This is a genomic window from Bradyrhizobium lablabi (genome assembly GCF_001440475.1).
GTDB lineage: Bacteria > Pseudomonadota > Alphaproteobacteria > Rhizobiales > Xanthobacteraceae > Bradyrhizobium > Bradyrhizobium lablabi.
Genome location: NZ_LLYB01000071.1, coordinates 1 through 15965, shown reverse-complemented (window position 1 = coordinate 15965; position 15965 = coordinate 1). Strand labels below are relative to the sequence as shown.

Here is a 15965-nt window from a genome sequence, read left to right as displayed (position 1 = left end):
CGCAAAAACAAAAGGAAACGCAGAAGTGTACGACTTCATCATCGTCGGCGGCGGATCAGCGGGCTCGGTCATGGCGCACCGGCTCTCCGCCAGGAGTGCCAACAAAGTTCTGCTCTGCGAAGCAGGCCAGGATACGCCGCCCGGCAACGAGCCGCCCGAGATCCGCGACAGCTATTCGGGGCAGGCCTATTTCGATCCGCGCTTCCACTGGACCGAGCTGAAGGTCACGACCCAAATCGTCAGCCACAACAATCCTGATGAGAGCCGACCGCCGCTCCGCAAATACGAGCAAGCGCGCGTTTTGGGTGGCGGGTCCTCCATCAATGGCCAGATGGCCAACCGCGGCGCGCCGACCGATTACGCGGAGTGGGAGGCCCGTGGCGCCGCGGGCTGGAACTGGAAGGACGTGCTGCCCTATTTCAAGAAGGTCGAGCGCGACCTCGATTTCGACGGGCCGTACCACGGCAAGGACGGCCGCATCCCCATCCGCCGCATACCGCATGAGCACTGGACGCGGCATTCGCAAGCGATGGGCGAAGCCTGCAAGCTCGCCGGCTTTGCCTTCCTGCCCGACCAGAACGGCGAGTTCGTCGACGGCTATTTCCCGGTGACACACTCCAACCAGGACGAGCAACGCGTCTCGGCCGCGAGGGGCTATCTCGACCGCGAGACACGCAAGCGCGCCAACCTGACCATCTCGACCAACACGGTGGTGAAGGAGCTATTGTTCGAGGGCACGCAATGCGTCGGCGTCAAGGCGCTGGTCGATGGCCGGGAGCAAGAGTTCCGCGGCCGCGAGGTCATCCTCTCCTGCGGTGCCATACATTCGCCGGCGCATCTGTTGCGCGCCGGCATCGGACCGGTCGGACATCTGAAGGAGATGGGCATTCCGGTCCTCATGGGCCTCGCGGGCGTCGGCCAGCGTCTGATGGATCATCCCTCGATCGCGCTGTCGTCCTTTGTCCGGCGAGGCGCGCGCATGAACGCGCACACCCGGCGCCACATCCAGATGGGACTGCGCTACTCCTCGGGTCTTCCGGGCACACCCGCCGGCGACATGTTCGTCGCCGTCCTCACCAAGTCGGCCTGGCATTCGGTCGGCGAGCAGATCGCCTCGCTGCTCACCTTCGTCAACAAGACCTATTCGGAAACTGGGCAGGTGAAGCTCGCCTCGCGCGACCCGCGTGCGGAGCCGATTGTCGAGTTCAACCTGTTGTCCGACCGGCGCGACCTCGACCGCCTGATGAGCGGCTTTCGCAAGATGGCGGCGCTGCAGATGAGCGCACCGCTCAAGGCTGTGACCGACAAGCCGTTCCCGGCCTCGTATTCCGATCGCGTGCGCAAGATCGGCGTGGTCAACACAAAGAACAAGGTCCTCACCGCCATCGCCGCTGTCCTGATGGACGGACCGGCGGCGCTGCGCCACTACATGATCGACAATTTCATCGTCGAAGGTTTCACGTTCGAGCAGGTGATGCGCGACGACGAGGCGCTCGAAGCCTTCGTGCGCAAGGCGGCGATCGGCGTCTGGCACGCCTCCTGCTCGTGCCGGATGGGCGCGGCTGACGATCCGATGGCGGTCGTCGACACGCAAGGCCGCGTCAAGGGCGTGCAGGGCTTGCGCGTGGTCGATGCTTCGATTTTCCCGGTGGTGCCGTGCGCCAACACCAATTTCCCGGTCCTGATGTCAGCGGAAAAGATCGCCGACGCCATGCAGTGAGAGCAGCCGGGCTCCTACCCGCCGACCTGGCCGCGGTGGCGCAGGAAGTGATCGGCCAGCACGCAGGCCATCATCGCCTCGCCCACCGGCACGGCGCGGATGCCGACGCAGGGGTCGTGGCGGCCCTTGGTCATGATGTCGGTATCGGCGCCGGCGCGATCCACCGTCTTGCGCGGCGACAGGATCGACGAGGTCGGCTTCACCGCAAAGCGCACCACCACCGGCTGGCCGGTCGAGATGCCGCCGAGCACGCCGCCGGCATTGTTGGACAGGAACCGCGTGCCGTCATTGCCGGTGCGCATCTCGTCGGCGTTTTCCTCGCCCGACAATTCGGCAGCACCAAAACCCGCGCCGATCTCGACGCCCTTCACCGCATTGATGCTCATCATCGCCGCCGCCAGTTCGCCGTCGAGCTTGGCGTAGATCGGCGCGCCCCATCCCGCCGGCACGCCTTCGGCCACCACTTCGATGACGGCGCCGATCGAGGAGCCGCTCTTGCGGATGCCGTCGAGATAGGTCTCGTAGAACGCCGCTGAGTCCTTGTCCGGACAGAAGAACGGGTTGCGCGCGACCTCGTCCCAGTCCCATTTGTCGCGATCGATCTTGTGCGGGCCGATCTGCACCAGCGCGCCGCGTACCTTCACGTCAGGCAGGATCTTTCGCGCGATGGCGCCGGCCGCGACGCGGGTTGCGGTCTCGCGGGCCGACGAGCGGCCGCCGCCGCGATAGTCACGCAGGCCGTATTTGGCCTCATAGGTGAAGTCAGCATGGCCCGGGCGAAACTTGTCCTTGATCTCGGAATAGTCCTTGGAGCGCTGGTCGGTGTTCTCGATCAGCAGCGCGATCGGCGTTCCCGTCGTTACCTGTACGCCGGTCTCGGGATGCGCCATCACGCCGGACAGGATCTTGACCGCATCCGGCTCCTGGCGCTGGGTGGTGAAGCGCGACTGCCCCGGACGGCGGCGGTCGAGATCGTGCTGGATGTCCTCGGCGGTCAGCGGGATCAGCGGCGGGCAGCCGTCGACCACGCAGCCGATCGCGACCCCGTGACTTTCGCCGAAGGTCGTGACGCGGAACAGGTGGCCGAAGGTGTTGTGGGACATTGCTGTGCCAGCTCGCTCAAATAAGTCAATTCTGGCTTGTGGTAACGCGCGCCGATCAAACCGGCAACCGTCATTCCGGCGGACCGCCCCGGAATGACGGCGCTTCTGGCTGGCGCCTTAACTATACTTCCTAAGCCCCCCGTCGCGGAACACGTAGACGGCGCCCTGCTCGATCAGAAGGTCGGCGGCGCTTTGCGGGGTCTCGATGCCGAGCGCCACCATCAGCGCCCGCGCGGTGCCGCCATGGGCGACCGTAACGGTGTCCGCCTTCACGGAATCGTACCAGTCGCGCATCCGCGCCTGCACCTCGGCATAGGTCTCGCCGCCTTCCGGCGCCATCGTCCATTTCGCCGTCAGCCGCTTGGCATACAGCACCGGGTCGGCGGCCTGCATCTCGGCGAGCGTCGAGCCCTCCCAGACGCCGTAGCCGATCTCGCGCAGGCGATCGTCGAGCGCATATTCGTCCCTGGGAAGCTTCAGCGCGCCGCGCACCAATTCCATCGTCGCCCGCGCCCGGCCAAGCGGGCTTGCAACGAACGGCAGTGCGGACTTGTCGCGGTCCTCGCGCGCGAACAGATCGGCCAGCACATTCCCCGCATGCTCGGCCTGCCTGCGGCCGAGATCGTTCAGCGCAATGTCCCGCGTGCCCTGCAGCCTGCCTTCAGCATTCCACGACGTCTCGCCATGGCGGATGTAGTAGATCACGGGCGCAGGCATCGGATTATCAGGCTATTGCTTCGCTGGTCGAATGGGAGAGCGAGATGTCAGGCAGCGTCGGGCGTTTCATGCCGGCGACGTGTCTGGAGGTACACCAGCGCTCCAGCGCGGTCGAGCCCAAATTGCCTGTCGGATTAACGCTGTTTCCGGTGCGACTCAATGGCTGGAATAGACGCGTCAATTGGGTGTTATGCTCTGTAAGGCGTTCGCGCCTCAGGACTCTCGCAATCTGGTGCCGATGAGCGCGTTTCGTCAAAGTGTCGAGGCCATGATTCCAGCGCTCCGCCGTTATGCGCGAGCGCTGGCGCGCGACGCCGACATCGCCGACGATCTGGTGCAGGATACGCTGGTGCGTGCGTTGCGTTCGGAACGTCTGTTTCTTGGCGGCGACGTCAGGAGCTGGCTCTATACGATCCTGACCAATCTGAACAAGAACCGGCGGCGGTCGCTGGCGCGGCGGCCGCAATTCATGCCGCTGCTGGACAACAACCCGGACGCCAGCGGCACCGAGGCGGAAGGCCGCGACATCGCGCGCGCGCTGTCGACGCTGGTGGAAGAGCAGCGCTCGGTGCTGCTGCTGGTGATGCTGGAAGGATTGAGCTACCGCGAGGTCGCCGATATCCAGGGCGTGCCGATCGGCACCGTAATGTCCCGGCTTGCCCGCGCCCGCGCCCATGTCAAAGCTTCGCTGGAGGGCGAGCGCACGACGCTGCGGCGGGTGAAGTGAAGACGCGTGAAACGCACGATGGATAGACAGAGCAGGATCAGGCAGAGACGACGACAATGACCGATCGCAACATTCCCGTCACCGAAGACGAGCTGCATGCTTACGTCGACAACGAGCTGCCGGCGGAGCGCCGCGGCGACGTCGAGGCGTGGCTCGCTTCGCATCCCGACGATGCCGCGCGGGTGCAGTCATGGCAAGCGATGGCAGAAGCGCTGCATGCCAGATACGATTCCGTCATCGACGAGGCGGTGCCGAGGCGGCTCGAGATCGAGCGGCTGGTGCAGCAGCCGCGCAAATGGGTGTACGGCGCGGTTGCGGCCACGCTGGCGGCGTTCATCGTCGGCGGCAGCGTCGGCTGGACGGCGCGCGGGGTGGCCGCGGCACCCTCGGTTCTCCAGAATTTTACGGTGCATGCGATCGAGGCACACCGGCTTTACGTTGTGGAAGTGCGCCATCCCGTCGAGGTGCCGGGCAGCGAGCGCAGTCATCTGCAGCAATGGCTGACCAAGCGCTGCGGCTGGGTCGTTCGCGCGCCCGAACTGACGAATGCGGGATTGAAGCTGGTTGGCGGGCGGCTGTTGCCGAGCTCCGCCGGCCCAGCGTCCTTCATGATGTATGAGGGGGCCTCGGGCGAGCGCTTTACGATCTACACCGCCAAATCCGACGCCGAGGCGACGCAGATGCGATTCGCGGCGGAAGGCAAGGAGAGCACGCTGTTCTGGGCCGATGACGGCGTCGTCTATGCGGTGGTGTCTACCGGCGCCGACCGGGGACGGCTGAGCCAGGTGGCCCAGGCGGTCTACGATCAGATGGAAAAGAAGGGCGGCTAACGCCTAGCTGTCTTGTAGCCCGGGTGAAGCGCAGCGAAACCCGGGATTAGCGCGACCGATTCCCGGATTGCGTGGAGCCTGTCACCGGGCGCGCATTCGCGCGACCCGTTGGCTTCATCCGGGCTACGGGAAAACGTGGCAGATCGGCCACTCAGGCCGCTTGTCCAAATTCTGACATCGAAAATCTGGAATGAAACCACCGACCGGTCTCATTAATGCACCGGGTGATCACGCGAAAATGAGTAGCGCTCGATCCGCCGATCGGCGCAAGCGGCCTCGATCGGGGTTTGGTACCGCGCTGGTCCCCCTTTCGAGGCCGCCCCTTTTTCCAGAAAACCTTTTGTTTCCAGGAAAGAAGCGCGCTTTTTCAGGAAGCCTGCTCGGACCCCGCTGCTCTTGTCCCACACAACATCGCCGCCGCGAACCCGGCCGAATCAGCCGAAATCGCTGCGCGGGTTGTAAGGGTGGCCGTCCCGCCACTTTTCCATCAATGCCTCAAGATCGCTATCGTTCCCGTCGGGCAAAATAATTCGGGTGGTAACGAACAGGTCCCCGGGTCCCCCCGGCTTGGGCAGGCCCTTGCCTTTGAGGCGGAAGATGCGGCCGCTGGAGGTGTTTTTCGGGATCGACAGCTCCACTGCGCTGCCGAGCGTGGGCACGCGAACCTTGCCGCCGAGCACCGCCTCGTAAAGCGTGATGGGCAGATCGAGGCGCAGATCGCTGCCGTCGACCTTGAAAAAGGCATGCGGCGCGATGCTCACCGTGATCAGGAGATCGCCTGGCGGATGGCCCGGCGCGGTCTCGCCCTGCCCCTTCAGCCGGATCTGCTGGCCGGCGGTGACGCCTGCGGGAATCCTGACATTGAGCTCCTTGCCGGTCGGCAGGCGGACACGCTTTTCGCCGCCCTTGACCGATTCTTCCAGCGACACCGTCATGGCGACGTTCAGATCGAGATCGAGGCCGATCCCGCCGGTGTCGAATTCAAAGGTGCGGCCACCGCCCGGACGCCCGCCCCTGGCCGCGCCGCCGAACATGCTGTTGAGGATGTCCTCGAATCCCGCGCCACCACCCATCCCACCGGGGCCACCGCCCGTGCGGAAGCTGTAGGACTCGAAGCCGCCCGGCCCCCTCGCGCGGCCGCCTGCGCCGCCGCCGGGGAAACCCTGGAAGCGCGGCTTGCCCTCGGCGTCGATCTCGCCGCGATCGAACTGCTTGCGCTTGTCCTCGTCGCCGATGATCTCGTTGGCGGAGTTGATCTCAGAGAAGCGGGCAGCCGCCTTCGGATCGTCCTTGTTGCTGTCGGGGTGATGCTTCTTGGCGAGCTTGCGATAGGCACTCTTGATCGCCGCAGCGCTGGCGCCCCGCGGCACCCCCAAGACCTCATAGGGGTCGCGCATCCGTCACGTCTCCTTCACGGGAATTCGATTTTCGAAGCTTAAGGCAATTCGCCCGCTTTGGCTTCATTTGGGGAGCCAGTTGCATTTTTGCAACTAGCCCAGGCCACTCAATCAGCTCACTCAATAGCGCCGCCCGATAAAGCTTGGGCTTATCCCTTGGTCCAGGGCTTGATCGTATGGATTTCCCATCGGCCCTGGCCGACCTTGCAGGCTGCCCCCTGCAGCCAGCTCTCCGCGCGGCCGTTGACATAGCTCGCGAGAAAATCCCGGCAGGTGCGGCCGTCTTCGGCGGAATAGGCTTGCGACAGCGGCGTCACCGAGCCCCGTGCGCCAGTCTCCGGATTCTCCCAAGGCTGGCTGGAATCCTTGTCGCCCTTGGTCAGCACGTCGGAAGCGGCGGTGCGGGCAAAGGCAAGATCGCTCTCGGTCGGCGCGGCCGCTTGCTTGCCCAGCGCGCCCGTGACGTCGGCAGCTTCCATCCTGGCATAGGAATCCGGGCGCGACAGGCTGCAGCCGCCCGAGCCGAGGCCGATCAAAATCAACGTCACCACGGCGCCCCTCGGCCCGATCGCCGATAGGCCAACGCGTCCCCATGCCCTATATAGGGCGAGCCCGTATCGGGGCTGCAACGCGCTCTGAGACGCGAGGGTACGCAACTGGGACTCCTGACATGACGGACACGACCTCCATCAAACACCCGACACCGTTAACATCGGGTGATTTTACCTCGGCCGAGGAACCGTTTGCGCTGTTCGCCGAGTGGTTTGCGGAAGCCGTGAAGTCCGAGCCGAACGATCCCAACGCCATGGCGCTGGCAACCGTCGATGCGGACGGGCTGCCGGATGTCCGGATGGTGCTGATGAAGGGCTATGACGCGGATGGTTTCGTGTTCTACAGCCACATCGCCAGTCAGAAAGGCCGCGAACTCGCCGCAAATCCTAAGGCCGCTTTACTATTTCACTGGAAGTCGCTGCGCCGTCAGGTGCGCATCCGCGGCAACGTGTCGCCGGTGACGGATGAGGAAGCCGACGCCTATTTCGCGACGCGGCCGAAGCAGGCGCAGATCGGCGCCTGGGCCAGCAAGCAATCGCAGCCGCTGGAAAGCCGCTTTGCCTTCGAGCAGGCGATCGCGCTGGTCGCCGCCAAATACATGATCGGCGACGTGCCGCGCCCGCCGGGCTGGAGCGGCTGGCGCATTGCGCCTTCCCGCTTCGAATTCTGGCACGACCGCCCGTTCCGTCTGCACGACCGCATCGAATTCCGCCGCGATGCGCCGTCACAAGCCTGGAGCAAGGTGCGACTGTATCCCTGACGCCAACGCACGCGACGACGTTCAAAGTTGAAAGACCTGCATGCCCGCTTCATCCAATGCGCCACGGCGCACGCTGCTTCTGACCGGTGCCAGCCGCGGCATCGGCCATGCCACCGCGATCCGGTTTTCCTCCGCCGGCTGGCGCGTCATCACCTGCTCGCGGCATGCCTTCCCGGAAGTCTGCCCGTGGGGCGCGGGACCTGAGGATCACATCGAGGTCGATCTCGGCAGCCACGACGACACCGTGCGCGCGATTTCGGAAATCCGCAGGCGGCTCGATAACGACGAGTTGCACGCACTCGTCAACAACGCGGCGATCTCGCCCAAGACTCCGGGCGGCGGGCGGATGGGCACCATGGACACCGACATCGAGACCTGGAGCCACGTCTTTCACGTCAACTTCTTCGCGCCGATCATGATCGCGCGCGGGTTGATCGAGGAATTGAAACACGCCAGGGGCGCCGTGGTGAACGTCACCTCGATCGCGGGCTCGCGCGTGCACCCGTTCGCGGGTGCGGCCTATGCGACGTCGAAGGCCGCACTCGCCGCGCTGACGCGCGAGATGGCGTCCGACTTCGGCCGCGTCGGCGTGCGCGTCAACGCGATCGCACCGGGCGAGATCGACACCTCGATCCTGTCGCCGGGCACCGAGAAGATCGTCGACCAGCAGATTCCGATGCATCGCCTCGGCACGCCGGACGAAGTCGCCAAGATCATCTATGTGCTGTGTACGGAAACCAGTTCGTATGTGAACGGCGCCGAGATCCACATCAACGGCGGCCAGCACGTTTAGGGGATGTGATTACAATCATCAAACCCTCATGGTGAGGAGGCGCGAAGCGCCGTCTCGAACCATGTGGCCCCGACTGGGGCCTTCATTCTTCGAGACGCCGCTTCGCGGCTCCTCAGGATGAGGTTCTTCGTTCGCGACTTGCCGTTCACTCCGCGCGCAATTTTAGCTGCGCCACGCGTGGAGCAGCCGCTGCGATATTGAACGTGCTCGAACACTCGTCTTCGTTCTCGCCGTCCGCCAGCGCCGCGCCGCAGTACCGGCAAAGCCGCGTCGAGAACGCCTGCACTTTGCCAACGCTGCGGCTCTGCTGATAGCGCGCCAGCTCGATGACGTTACGCGGCGACATTATGAGTTTCTCAACCATGGGATCCTCGCGGCTTGAGACGCACGTTATCGCAGACAAGTTTCGACCATTCGTTCAGTCCACCGCTCAAATTTTAGCGGTGGAATTGAGTCGGTCTTCGCACGTGTGGAACCGCAGGGAACTGCTGCGCTACAGCCACTTCTTCCACTTGAAGAGAAAGTACGGCAGCACGGCTGCCATGAGCATCATGAACAGCGCCATCGGATAACCGTGCGCCCATTCGAGTTCCGGCATCGCCTTGAAGTTCATGCCGTAGATCGAGGCGATCAGCGTCGGCGGCATCAACACAACAGCCATCACCGAGAACAGCTTGATGATGTTGTTCTGCTCGAGATTGACCACGCCGAGCATGGCGTCGAGCGTGAAGGTGATCTTGTTGGAGAGGTAGGACGCGTGGTCGGTCAGGGAACCGACGTCACGCTGCATGGTCTTGAGCTGCTCGCGCATGTCCTTGGACCATTTGACGCCCTCCACCACCGCCGACAGGAAGGTGACGACGCGGCCGATCGAGACCAGGCTCTCGCGGATCTTGGAGACTAGGTCGCCCTTGCGCCCGATCGCGATCAGGATCTGCGAATATCGCTTGGCCTGGCCATGGCGCGCGCTTTCGGGTTCGAAGATGTCGTGCGAGACTTGGTCGACCTCGGCGCCGGCACGCTCCAGAATGTCGGCGCAGCGGTCGATCACCGCGTCGAGAAGTTCCATCAGCACCATCTCGCCCGAGATGCCCGGCATGCACGAGCGCGCCAGCTTGTGCTCGACCAGGGCAAACGGCTTTGGCTCGTCGTAGCGCACGGTGACCAGGCGGTGACCGGCCAGGATGAAGGTTACAGCCGTGGTCTTCGGCGCATCGGTGTCGGACTGGCACATCAACGTCGCCGTCATGTAGCGGGCGCCGTTCTCGATATAGAGCCGGCTGGAAATCTCGATCTCCTGCATGTCCTCCCGGGTCGGCACCGCGATCCCGGCCAGCCGCTCGACCGCGCGGTCCTCCTCCATGGTCGGCTTGACCAGATCGATCCAGACCGCATTGTCCGGCAACGCCGACGGGTCCATGGCCGGGAGCTTCTTGAGGGAGGCACCGAAGGGAACAAACACCGAAAACATGGGCAACTCCGGAACTGGGGCGGCGGCCCGTTCTTCTTCACGCGAACCAATACCCACGTCGCTTCAAAACGCCATGGCTAACCCAGCGGCACTAAACCCGATTCTGGCAAGCGCTTCATGACCCGCGCATTAACCGCCGGTCCACATTTATGGCAATGGGGCGGCGCCTGTGCGGCCCCAATTCGGCCGTGGCGCAGCCCCTGCCTGACAAACAACCGGAAGTCGCAAAATTTGCGGCATAAAAGCCACAGCTGGCCTTCCGCAGCGCAGAACGGGCGCGCAAATGCTGGCACATCAGCCACTTTTTGCGGATAATGAAATTAATGGAATCGTCGCGTTTAAGGCGCAAGATTGTTGCTGCGAACGCCAGACTTTCGATTGGAAGTGTGCCATGTCGTCGTTGAAAGTAGTCCTGGGGTTGCTCGCTGCTGGCCTTGCATTGTCCGGCTGTATGCCGGCAACTACCTATCAGGCCGCCCCTGAAGCCACCCTCAAGCCGAATGACAAGGCTCAGCTCGCCAAGGCGCGCTACGCCGCTGTTCCGCCGGCGGAGCCGTTCCGCCGCGCCATTGTCGATTATCACCGCAAAGAACTGCCCGGCACGATCGTCGTCGATTCCGATAACCATTATCTCTATCTCGTCCAGGACGGCGGCAAGGCGATCCGCTATGGCGTCACCGTCGGCGAGGAAGCGCTCGCCTTCTCCGGTATCGCCAAGGTCGGCAACATGGCCGAGTGGCCGAAATGGACGCCGACCGCCGACATCCACAAGCGCATCGAAGGCCTGCCGGCCTCCGTGCCCGGCGGCGTCGACAACCCGCTCGGCGCCCGCGCGCTCTACCTTTACCAGGGCAACCGCGACACGCTGTTCCGCATTCACGGCACCAATCAGCCGGAATATATCGGCGCCTCGATCTCCTCGGGCTGCATCCGCATGACCAATGAGGACGTCATCGATCTCTACAGCCGGGTGAAGCAGGGTACGGTCGTCGTCGTGCTGGACCCCAAGCAGGGTGACTCGCCGTACAATTCCAAGATGGCGCTGCAGGGTGGCGGCGCCGGCGGCCCGATGCCACAATAGACCGGCATCGTCACAGCCATCACATTTCAAGAGCGCCGGTTTTGCCGGCGCTTTTTCTTTGCGGGCTTCTGCTCGCGCGGCGGCTCGGCCTCATCCGGCCTCTCGGCATCTGATTTTTCAGCATCGGACTTGCTGGCATCGGACTTGCCAGTATCGGACTTGCCGGCATCAGATTTGCCGGCATGCGGTTTGGCGTCTTCGGCGACCTCGCGCGGCGGCGCTTCCTCGGGCCGCTCGGCCGGCAATAGCGGCGCTTTCGGCGGCAGCGGGTCCCAGACGTCCCATTGGCAGATCCGGTAATTGCCGCGCCGCTCCATCAGATCGAGATGGATATGGTCCTCATGGTACCAGTCCGAGCCCGGGCCGAGCACGGTCGGGAATCGCGTGCAGGCGGAGCGCAGCACGCTCTCGCGCAATCCCCGCGGCACGGTGCGGTCGGTCAGCGAGATGAAGGTGCCGTCGGCGAGCTTGAAGCCGCGCACGTCGAGCGCGTTGGCGCGGCCGTGTTCGGAGAGTTTGGCGCCGACAATGCGGTTACGGCCCCGGCACTCGAACGAATCGAAATTATCGATATCGGAAATCGCGCTGCCGAGACGCTCCGCCAGCGGCGCGATGTCCTTGCGGATCCAGTCGGCCAGTGCGGATGCCATGGTACAGCGCAGGACCGCCGCAGGCTTCACCGAGACCCGCCGGCTGTCCGGCAGCACGATCGCCTCCAGCCGCACCAGGTCCTCGCCCCCGCAGCCGCCGGCGCCCTTGATATCGGGGATGCTGGGGGCAATCGCGATGGCGTCGGTCAGCGCCAGCCGACACGCGGACGGCTGTGGCGTGGGCTGCGGCGCGGGCGCGGCCTGCTCGCCGGGCTTGCCGTTCGGGGGACCGGGCTTGCCGTTCGGGGGAGACGCCTGCTGCTCCTTGTCGGGCTCGTCACGCTCGTCCGACGGCGCCTCGGCCGGGCGCGGCCTTGGCAAGGGCACGGCCGCCGCGCGGTGCCCCGTCGCCCGCGGTTTTGACGGGGGCACCCTGAACAGATCGTCCCACACCGTGCGGGATGCTTTCCTGGCCTGCGCCGGCTCGCTTGGCATGCCAAGCAGGAGCGCCGCCACGGCAACGGTAACCATTACCGCCCCACTGCGGCCAAAGGCGCCAATAGCCCATTTTCGGCTTGCTTTCCGCACGGTAAAGTTCATCTCAATTCCATGAACCCACCCATCGATCCGGCCGTATCATCGGCGGATCGTGCGGCAACAAACAATACCATCGGAGGGACGTGCGTATGCTCGGATTGATGCAAGACTGGCCTTTGCTCTGCCACCGGATTATCGAACACGCGGCGAAGTATCACGGTACGCAAGAGGTCGTCACGCGATCCGTCGAAGGTCCTATTCATCGCACCAATTACGCCGAAATTCATGCACGCGCGCTGAAAGTATCGCAACGGCTCGACCGCGACGGCATCAAGCTCGGTGATCGCGTCGCCACCATCGCCTGGAATACCTGGCGCCACCTCGAATGCTGGTACGGCATCATGGGAATCGGCGCGATCTGCCACACCGTCAATCCGCGGCTGTTTCCCGACCAGATCGCCTGGATCATCAACCACGCGCAGGACCGCGTGGTGATGACCGACATCACCTTCGTGCCGATCCTGGAAAAGCTCGCGGACAACCTGCCGAGCGTCGAGCGCTACGTCGTGCTGACCGACAAGGCGCACATGCCGCAGACCACGCTGAAGAACGCGATCGCCTATGAAGACTGGATCGGCGAAGTCGACGGCAAGTTCGCCTGGAAGGACTTTGACGAAAATACCGCCGCCGCGATGTGCTACACCTCGGGCACCACGGGCGATCCGAAGGGCGTGTTGTATTCGCACCGGTCCAATGTGTTGCACGGGCTGATGGCCAACAATGTCGACGCCCTCGGTACCAGCGCCGCCGAGACAATGCTGCCGGTGGTGCCGTTGTTCCATGCCAATAGCTGGGGCATCGCATTCTCCGCGCCGTCGATGGGCACCAAGCTCGTGATGCCGGGCCCCAAGCTGGACGGCGCTTCGGTCTATGAGCTTCTCGACACCGAGAAAGTCACGCACACCGCCGGCGTGCCGACCGTGTGGCTGATGCTGCTCAATCACATGGCCGCCGGCAATCTGAAGCTGCCCCACCTCAAGAGCGTGGTGTGCGGCGGCTCGGCGATGCCGCGCTCGATGATCAAGTCGTTCGTCGACATGGGCGTCCGCGTGCGCCACGCCTGGGGCATGACCGAGATGAGTCCGATCGGCACGGTTGCGGCGCTCAAGCCGCCGTTTGCCGAGCTCAGCGGCGAGGAGCGGCTCGACATCCTGCAGACGCAGGGTTATCCGCCGTTCGGCGTCGAGATGAAGATCACCGACGATGCCGGCAAGGAACTGCCGTGGGACGGCAAGACGTTCGGCCGCCTCAAGGTGAGCGGGCCCGCGGTCGCCAAGGCCTATTTTAAGCTCGACACCGACATTCTCGACGAGGAAGGCTTCTTCGACACCGGCGACGTCGCGACCATCGACGAGCACGGCTATATGCGGATCACCGACCGCTCCAAGGACGTCATCAAGTCCGGCGGCGAGTGGATCTCATCGATCGACCTGGAAAATCTCGCGGTCGGCCATCCGGCGGTCGCGGAGGCCGCCGTGATCGGCGTCTACCATCCCAAATGGGACGAGCGTCCGCTCCTGATCGTCCAGCTCAAGCAAGGCCAGCAGGCGAGCCGCGAGGACATCCTGAAATTCATGGATGGCAAGATCGCCAAATGGTGGATGCCCGATGACGTCGCCTTCGTTGAGGGGATTCCCCACACCGCGACCGGCAAGATCCTGAAGACCGCGCTGCGCGAGCAGTTCAAGAGCTACCGCTTCCCGAACGCGGCGGCGTGAACAAATGCTGTCCCTCCCCGACGGGAGGGACTCGAACGATATGCCGGCGTGAGATCGCACGCCGGCATATCGGTCTGGACGTTCGGAATTTTCGGGTAGCTTCACGCAACGGCGCCACGCGCCGCCCCTTTCCCGAGATCAGCCGCAGGGTTTCCCGGCAGCGGTTCGTTGATGCGCGCGGCGCACGGCGATAGCAGCCCAGACATCGCGTATCGGCCGAACCGCCGACCAGAGCGAAGACATCAGCGCCGCGGCGCGCTCGCGATGCGCGATCGCAGCATAGGCCCCGATATCGATGCTGCCGTTGGGATGGCGCAGTACCGCATCGCCGCTGGCGAACCGCCTTGAGCCATTCTTCCAAATCTCTTGTGCTGACATCTGTCTGATCTCCACGACCTGATGCCACAAAACTATTCCTTTCCATGGAACTGATAATCTCGTATGTTTTCACTTCATTCGTGAAATAAATTCATGAATAGCGCCTCGGACGAAATGAATGCCTTTGTGCGGGTGATCGAACGCGGCAGCTTCGCCGCGGCGGCGGGCGATCTCGGAATCACACCGTCAGCGCTGTCCAAGCTGGTGACCCGGATTGAGGATCGGCTCGGCGTTCGCCTGCTGACGCGCACCACGCGCCGTCTGGTTTTGACCGCCGAGGGGGAGCTGTTCGTCGCCCGCAGCCGCGAGATCCTCGCATCGATCGAGGCCGCGGAGGCCGAGGTCACGGCGGCAAGCCGGGCGCCGCGCGGCCATTTGCGGATCAGCGTCGGAACGACCTACGCCAAGCAGATCCTCGGGCCGGCGCTACCGCTCTTCCTCGGCCGTTATCCTGATATCACCGTCGAGCTGCTTGTTTCGGACCGGCAAATCGATCTCGTTGCCGAACAGGTGGACATCGCCATCCGCTCCGGATGGCTCGGTGACTCGACCCTCGTGGCGCGCAAGCTCCACGACGCCAGACGCCTGATCTGCGCCAGCCCGCATTATCTGAAGACATACGGTTCACCGCGCGTGCCCGCCGATCTGTTGCAGCACAATTGCCTGACGCTGACCGGCTTTGCGCAGTTCAACCAATGGCCGTTCCACACCAGCGAAGGCATCAACCGGCTCGCCATCTCGGGCACCCTTACAAGCGACAATGCAGACCTGCTGCTCGATGCCGCGGTGGCAGGGCTCGGCGTTGCAAGGCTGGCGGATTTCGTGGTCGCACGCGCGTTACAGGAGGGCGCGCTGGTGCCGCTGCTGGAGGATACCCATCTGAGCGAGCCGTTTCCGGTTCACGTCGTGACCGCGCCTGGCCGTCACCGCACGCCACGCGTCAAGGCCTTCACCGAGTTCATGGTGGCGCAGATGAACGGCGGGCGGTGACAACGCGCAAGCCCACCTTTCCCAGCGGCTTTCGCCAATAGGCCTCGCCCACGCCGGAACGCAACGGGCCATTAAAACGGCCGCTGTCACCGATCGGCAAAGGTGGTTGCAATTGACGGGCGCGTGCGACGCGCCCGTCGGGATCAGCGCGCGAACGCGAGTCCGTCGAGTTGTCGCTGCGCGTCGGGTTCGCCCCATTCCTTGGCCCGCTGATACCACATGCGGGCCTGCGCGACGTCGGCAAGGCCGCTGGCGCCGAGCTGCTTGAGCGGCGCCGGATCGTAGGTGTTGCCGACGAGCAGCGCGGCGCGCGCATTCTGCGCTTCCGCGCCACGCATCAGGAACAGCCGCGCCGACTGCACGTCACCGCTGGCAAGCAAATCCTGGCCACGCCTGATCAGGGCGGCGATTTCCCTCGAATCGAGGCTGCGCACCACCTCTGCCTGCGGCTGAGCCGGTACCGGCAGTGCCGGTGGCGCGGCCGCGACCACGGCAACCGGCGGCGGGGCGACGACCGGTGGCGGCGCGACGGCAACCGGCG

At 64.4% G+C, this 15965-nt stretch carries 16 protein-coding genes and 1 pseudogene; 8 read left to right on the top strand and 9 right to left on the bottom strand.

What is annotated here, in order from left to right:
* Positions 1-25: 25 nt before the first annotated feature.
* The gene (locus tag CQ14_RS17555) at positions 26-1720 is read left to right on the top strand and encodes a GMC family oxidoreductase (RefSeq protein ID WP_057859108.1); all 1695 of its coding nucleotides are present in this window, start codon (positions 26-28) and stop codon (positions 1718-1720) included.
* 14 nt (positions 1721-1734) lie between these two features.
* Here CQ14_RS17555 and aroC read toward each other — a convergent pair whose 3' ends face one another.
* Entirely contained in the window at positions 1735-2823 is a 1089-nt protein-coding gene (aroC, locus tag CQ14_RS17550; RefSeq protein ID WP_057859107.1) for a chorismate synthase, read from the bottom strand.
* A 117-nt stretch (positions 2824-2940) separates the two neighbouring features.
* Positions 2941-3540 carry a histidine phosphatase family protein gene (locus CQ14_RS17545; RefSeq protein ID WP_057859106.1) on the bottom strand — a complete coding sequence of 200 codons (600 nt, stop codon included), beginning with the start codon at positions 3538-3540 and terminating at the stop codon, positions 2941-2943.
* A 238-nt stretch (positions 3541-3778) separates the two neighbouring features.
* On the opposite strand from CQ14_RS17545, the gene CQ14_RS17540 reads away from it, so the two are divergent.
* Together CQ14_RS17540 and CQ14_RS17535 are read left to right on the top strand one after the other, a co-directional pair.
* The gene (locus CQ14_RS17540; RefSeq protein WP_057859394.1) at positions 3779-4267 is read left to right on the top strand and encodes an RNA polymerase sigma factor; all 489 of its coding nucleotides are present in this window, start codon (positions 3779-3781) and stop codon (positions 4265-4267) included.
* A 56-nt stretch (positions 4268-4323) separates the two neighbouring features.
* Positions 4324-5097, top strand: coding sequence for an anti-sigma factor family protein (locus tag CQ14_RS17535; protein ID WP_057859105.1), 774 nt, complete (start codon positions 4324-4326; stop codon positions 5095-5097).
* Between the two features lie 434 nt (positions 5098-5531).
* Here CQ14_RS17535 and CQ14_RS17530 read toward each other — a convergent pair whose 3' ends face one another.
* Together CQ14_RS17530 and CQ14_RS17525 are read right to left on the bottom strand one after the other, a co-directional pair.
* Positions 5532-6494: a DnaJ C-terminal domain-containing protein gene (locus CQ14_RS17530; protein WP_057859104.1), complete on the bottom strand. Its 963-nt coding sequence runs from the start codon at positions 6492-6494 to the stop codon at positions 5532-5534.
* 149 nt (positions 6495-6643) lie between these two features.
* The gene (locus CQ14_RS17525) at positions 6644-7042 is read right to left on the bottom strand and encodes an RT0821/Lpp0805 family surface protein (protein WP_057859393.1); all 399 of its coding nucleotides are present in this window, start codon (positions 7040-7042) and stop codon (positions 6644-6646) included.
* 122 nt (positions 7043-7164) lie between these two features.
* Between CQ14_RS17525 and pdxH the strand changes: the two genes are divergently transcribed.
* Together pdxH and CQ14_RS17515 are read left to right on the top strand one after the other, a co-directional pair.
* Positions 7165-7806, top strand: a complete 642-nt coding sequence (gene pdxH, locus CQ14_RS17520) for a pyridoxamine 5'-phosphate oxidase (RefSeq protein ID WP_057859103.1) — start codon at positions 7165-7167, stop codon at positions 7804-7806.
* A gap of 40 nt (positions 7807-7846) precedes the next feature.
* Entirely contained in the window at positions 7847-8599 is a 753-nt protein-coding gene (locus CQ14_RS17515) for an SDR family NAD(P)-dependent oxidoreductase (RefSeq protein ID WP_057859102.1), read from the top strand.
* A 145-nt stretch (positions 8600-8744) separates the two neighbouring features.
* Here the strand turns inward: CQ14_RS17515 and CQ14_RS17510 are convergent, their stop codons facing one another.
* Both CQ14_RS17510 and CQ14_RS17505 read right to left on the bottom strand, forming a co-directional pair.
* Complete coding sequence (locus CQ14_RS17510; RefSeq protein ID WP_057859101.1) at positions 8745-8963, bottom strand: hypothetical protein; 219 nt, start codon at positions 8961-8963, stop codon at positions 8745-8747.
* Between the two features lie 129 nt (positions 8964-9092).
* Positions 9093-10070, bottom strand: a complete 978-nt coding sequence (locus tag CQ14_RS17505) for a magnesium transporter CorA family protein (RefSeq protein WP_057859100.1) — start codon at positions 10068-10070, stop codon at positions 9093-9095.
* 391 nt (positions 10071-10461) lie between these two features.
* Here CQ14_RS17505 and CQ14_RS17500 point away from each other — a divergent pair, with 391 nt between their 5' ends.
* Positions 10462-11151, top strand: a complete 690-nt coding sequence (locus tag CQ14_RS17500; protein WP_057859099.1) for a L,D-transpeptidase — start codon at positions 10462-10464, stop codon at positions 11149-11151.
* Between the two features lie 26 nt (positions 11152-11177).
* On the opposite strand, the gene CQ14_RS17495 is transcribed toward CQ14_RS17500, so the two are convergent.
* Complete coding sequence (locus CQ14_RS17495; protein ID WP_057859098.1) at positions 11178-12341, bottom strand: extensin family protein; 1164 nt, start codon at positions 12339-12341, stop codon at positions 11178-11180.
* Between the two features lie 86 nt (positions 12342-12427).
* Here CQ14_RS17495 and CQ14_RS17490 point away from each other — a divergent pair, with 86 nt between their 5' ends.
* Positions 12428-14056, top strand: a complete 1629-nt coding sequence (locus CQ14_RS17490; RefSeq protein WP_057859097.1) for a fatty-acid--CoA ligase — start codon at positions 12428-12430, stop codon at positions 14054-14056.
* A gap of 138 nt (positions 14057-14194) precedes the next feature.
* On the opposite strand, the gene CQ14_RS17485 is transcribed toward CQ14_RS17490, so the two are convergent.
* Positions 14195-14434 (bottom strand): hypothetical protein, encoded by a 240-nt coding sequence (locus tag CQ14_RS17485; RefSeq protein WP_156435110.1) that lies wholly within the window; start codon positions 14432-14434, stop codon positions 14195-14197.
* Between the two features lie 93 nt (positions 14435-14527).
* Between CQ14_RS17485 and CQ14_RS17480 the strand changes: the two genes are divergently transcribed.
* Positions 14528-15424: a LysR family transcriptional regulator gene (locus CQ14_RS17480; protein ID WP_063800375.1), complete on the top strand. Its 897-nt coding sequence runs from the start codon at positions 14528-14530 to the stop codon at positions 15422-15424.
* Between the two features lie 143 nt (positions 15425-15567).
* Here the strand turns inward: CQ14_RS17480 and CQ14_RS44660 are convergent.
* Positions 15568-15965: pseudogene (locus CQ14_RS44660) on the bottom strand (hypothetical protein); the annotation flags it as partial.

Bases quoted from the DNA above. Each gene is read 5' to 3' on its own strand.
- CQ14_RS17540 (WP_057859394.1), top strand. From the start codon at position 3,779: ATGAGCGCGTTTCGTCAAAGTGTCGAGGCCATGATTCCAGCGCTCCGC.
- CQ14_RS17505 (WP_057859100.1), bottom strand. From the start codon at position 10,070: ATGTTTTCGGTGTTTGTTCCCTTCGGTGCCTCCCTCAAGAAGCTCCCG.
- CQ14_RS17490 (WP_057859097.1), top strand. From the start codon at position 12,428: ATGCTCGGATTGATGCAAGACTGGCCTTTGCTCTGCCACCGGATTATC.
- CQ14_RS17495 (WP_057859098.1), bottom strand. From the start codon at position 12,341: ATGAACTTTACCGTGCGGAAAGCAAGCCGAAAATGGGCTATTGGCGCC.
- CQ14_RS17480 (WP_063800375.1), top strand. From the start codon at position 14,528: ATGAATAGCGCCTCGGACGAAATGAATGCCTTTGTGCGGGTGATCGAA.
- CQ14_RS17530 (WP_057859104.1), bottom strand. From the start codon at position 6,494: ATGCGCGACCCCTATGAGGTCTTGGGGGTGCCGCGGGGCGCCAGCGCT.
- aroC (WP_057859107.1), bottom strand. From the start codon at position 2,823: ATGTCCCACAACACCTTCGGCCACCTGTTCCGCGTCACGACCTTCGGC.
- pdxH (WP_057859103.1), top strand. From the start codon at position 7,165: ATGACGGACACGACCTCCATCAAACACCCGACACCGTTAACATCGGGT.
- CQ14_RS17535 (WP_057859105.1), top strand. From the start codon at position 4,324: ATGACCGATCGCAACATTCCCGTCACCGAAGACGAGCTGCATGCTTAC.
- CQ14_RS17485 (WP_156435110.1), bottom strand. From the start codon at position 14,434: ATGTCAGCACAAGAGATTTGGAAGAATGGCTCAAGGCGGTTCGCCAGC.
- CQ14_RS17515 (WP_057859102.1), top strand. From the start codon at position 7,847: ATGCCCGCTTCATCCAATGCGCCACGGCGCACGCTGCTTCTGACCGGT.
- CQ14_RS17545 (WP_057859106.1), bottom strand. From the start codon at position 3,540: ATGCCTGCGCCCGTGATCTACTACATCCGCCATGGCGAGACGTCGTGG.
- CQ14_RS17510 (WP_057859101.1), bottom strand. From the start codon at position 8,963: ATGGTTGAGAAACTCATAATGTCGCCGCGTAACGTCATCGAGCTGGCG.
- CQ14_RS17500 (WP_057859099.1), top strand. From the start codon at position 10,462: ATGTCGTCGTTGAAAGTAGTCCTGGGGTTGCTCGCTGCTGGCCTTGCA.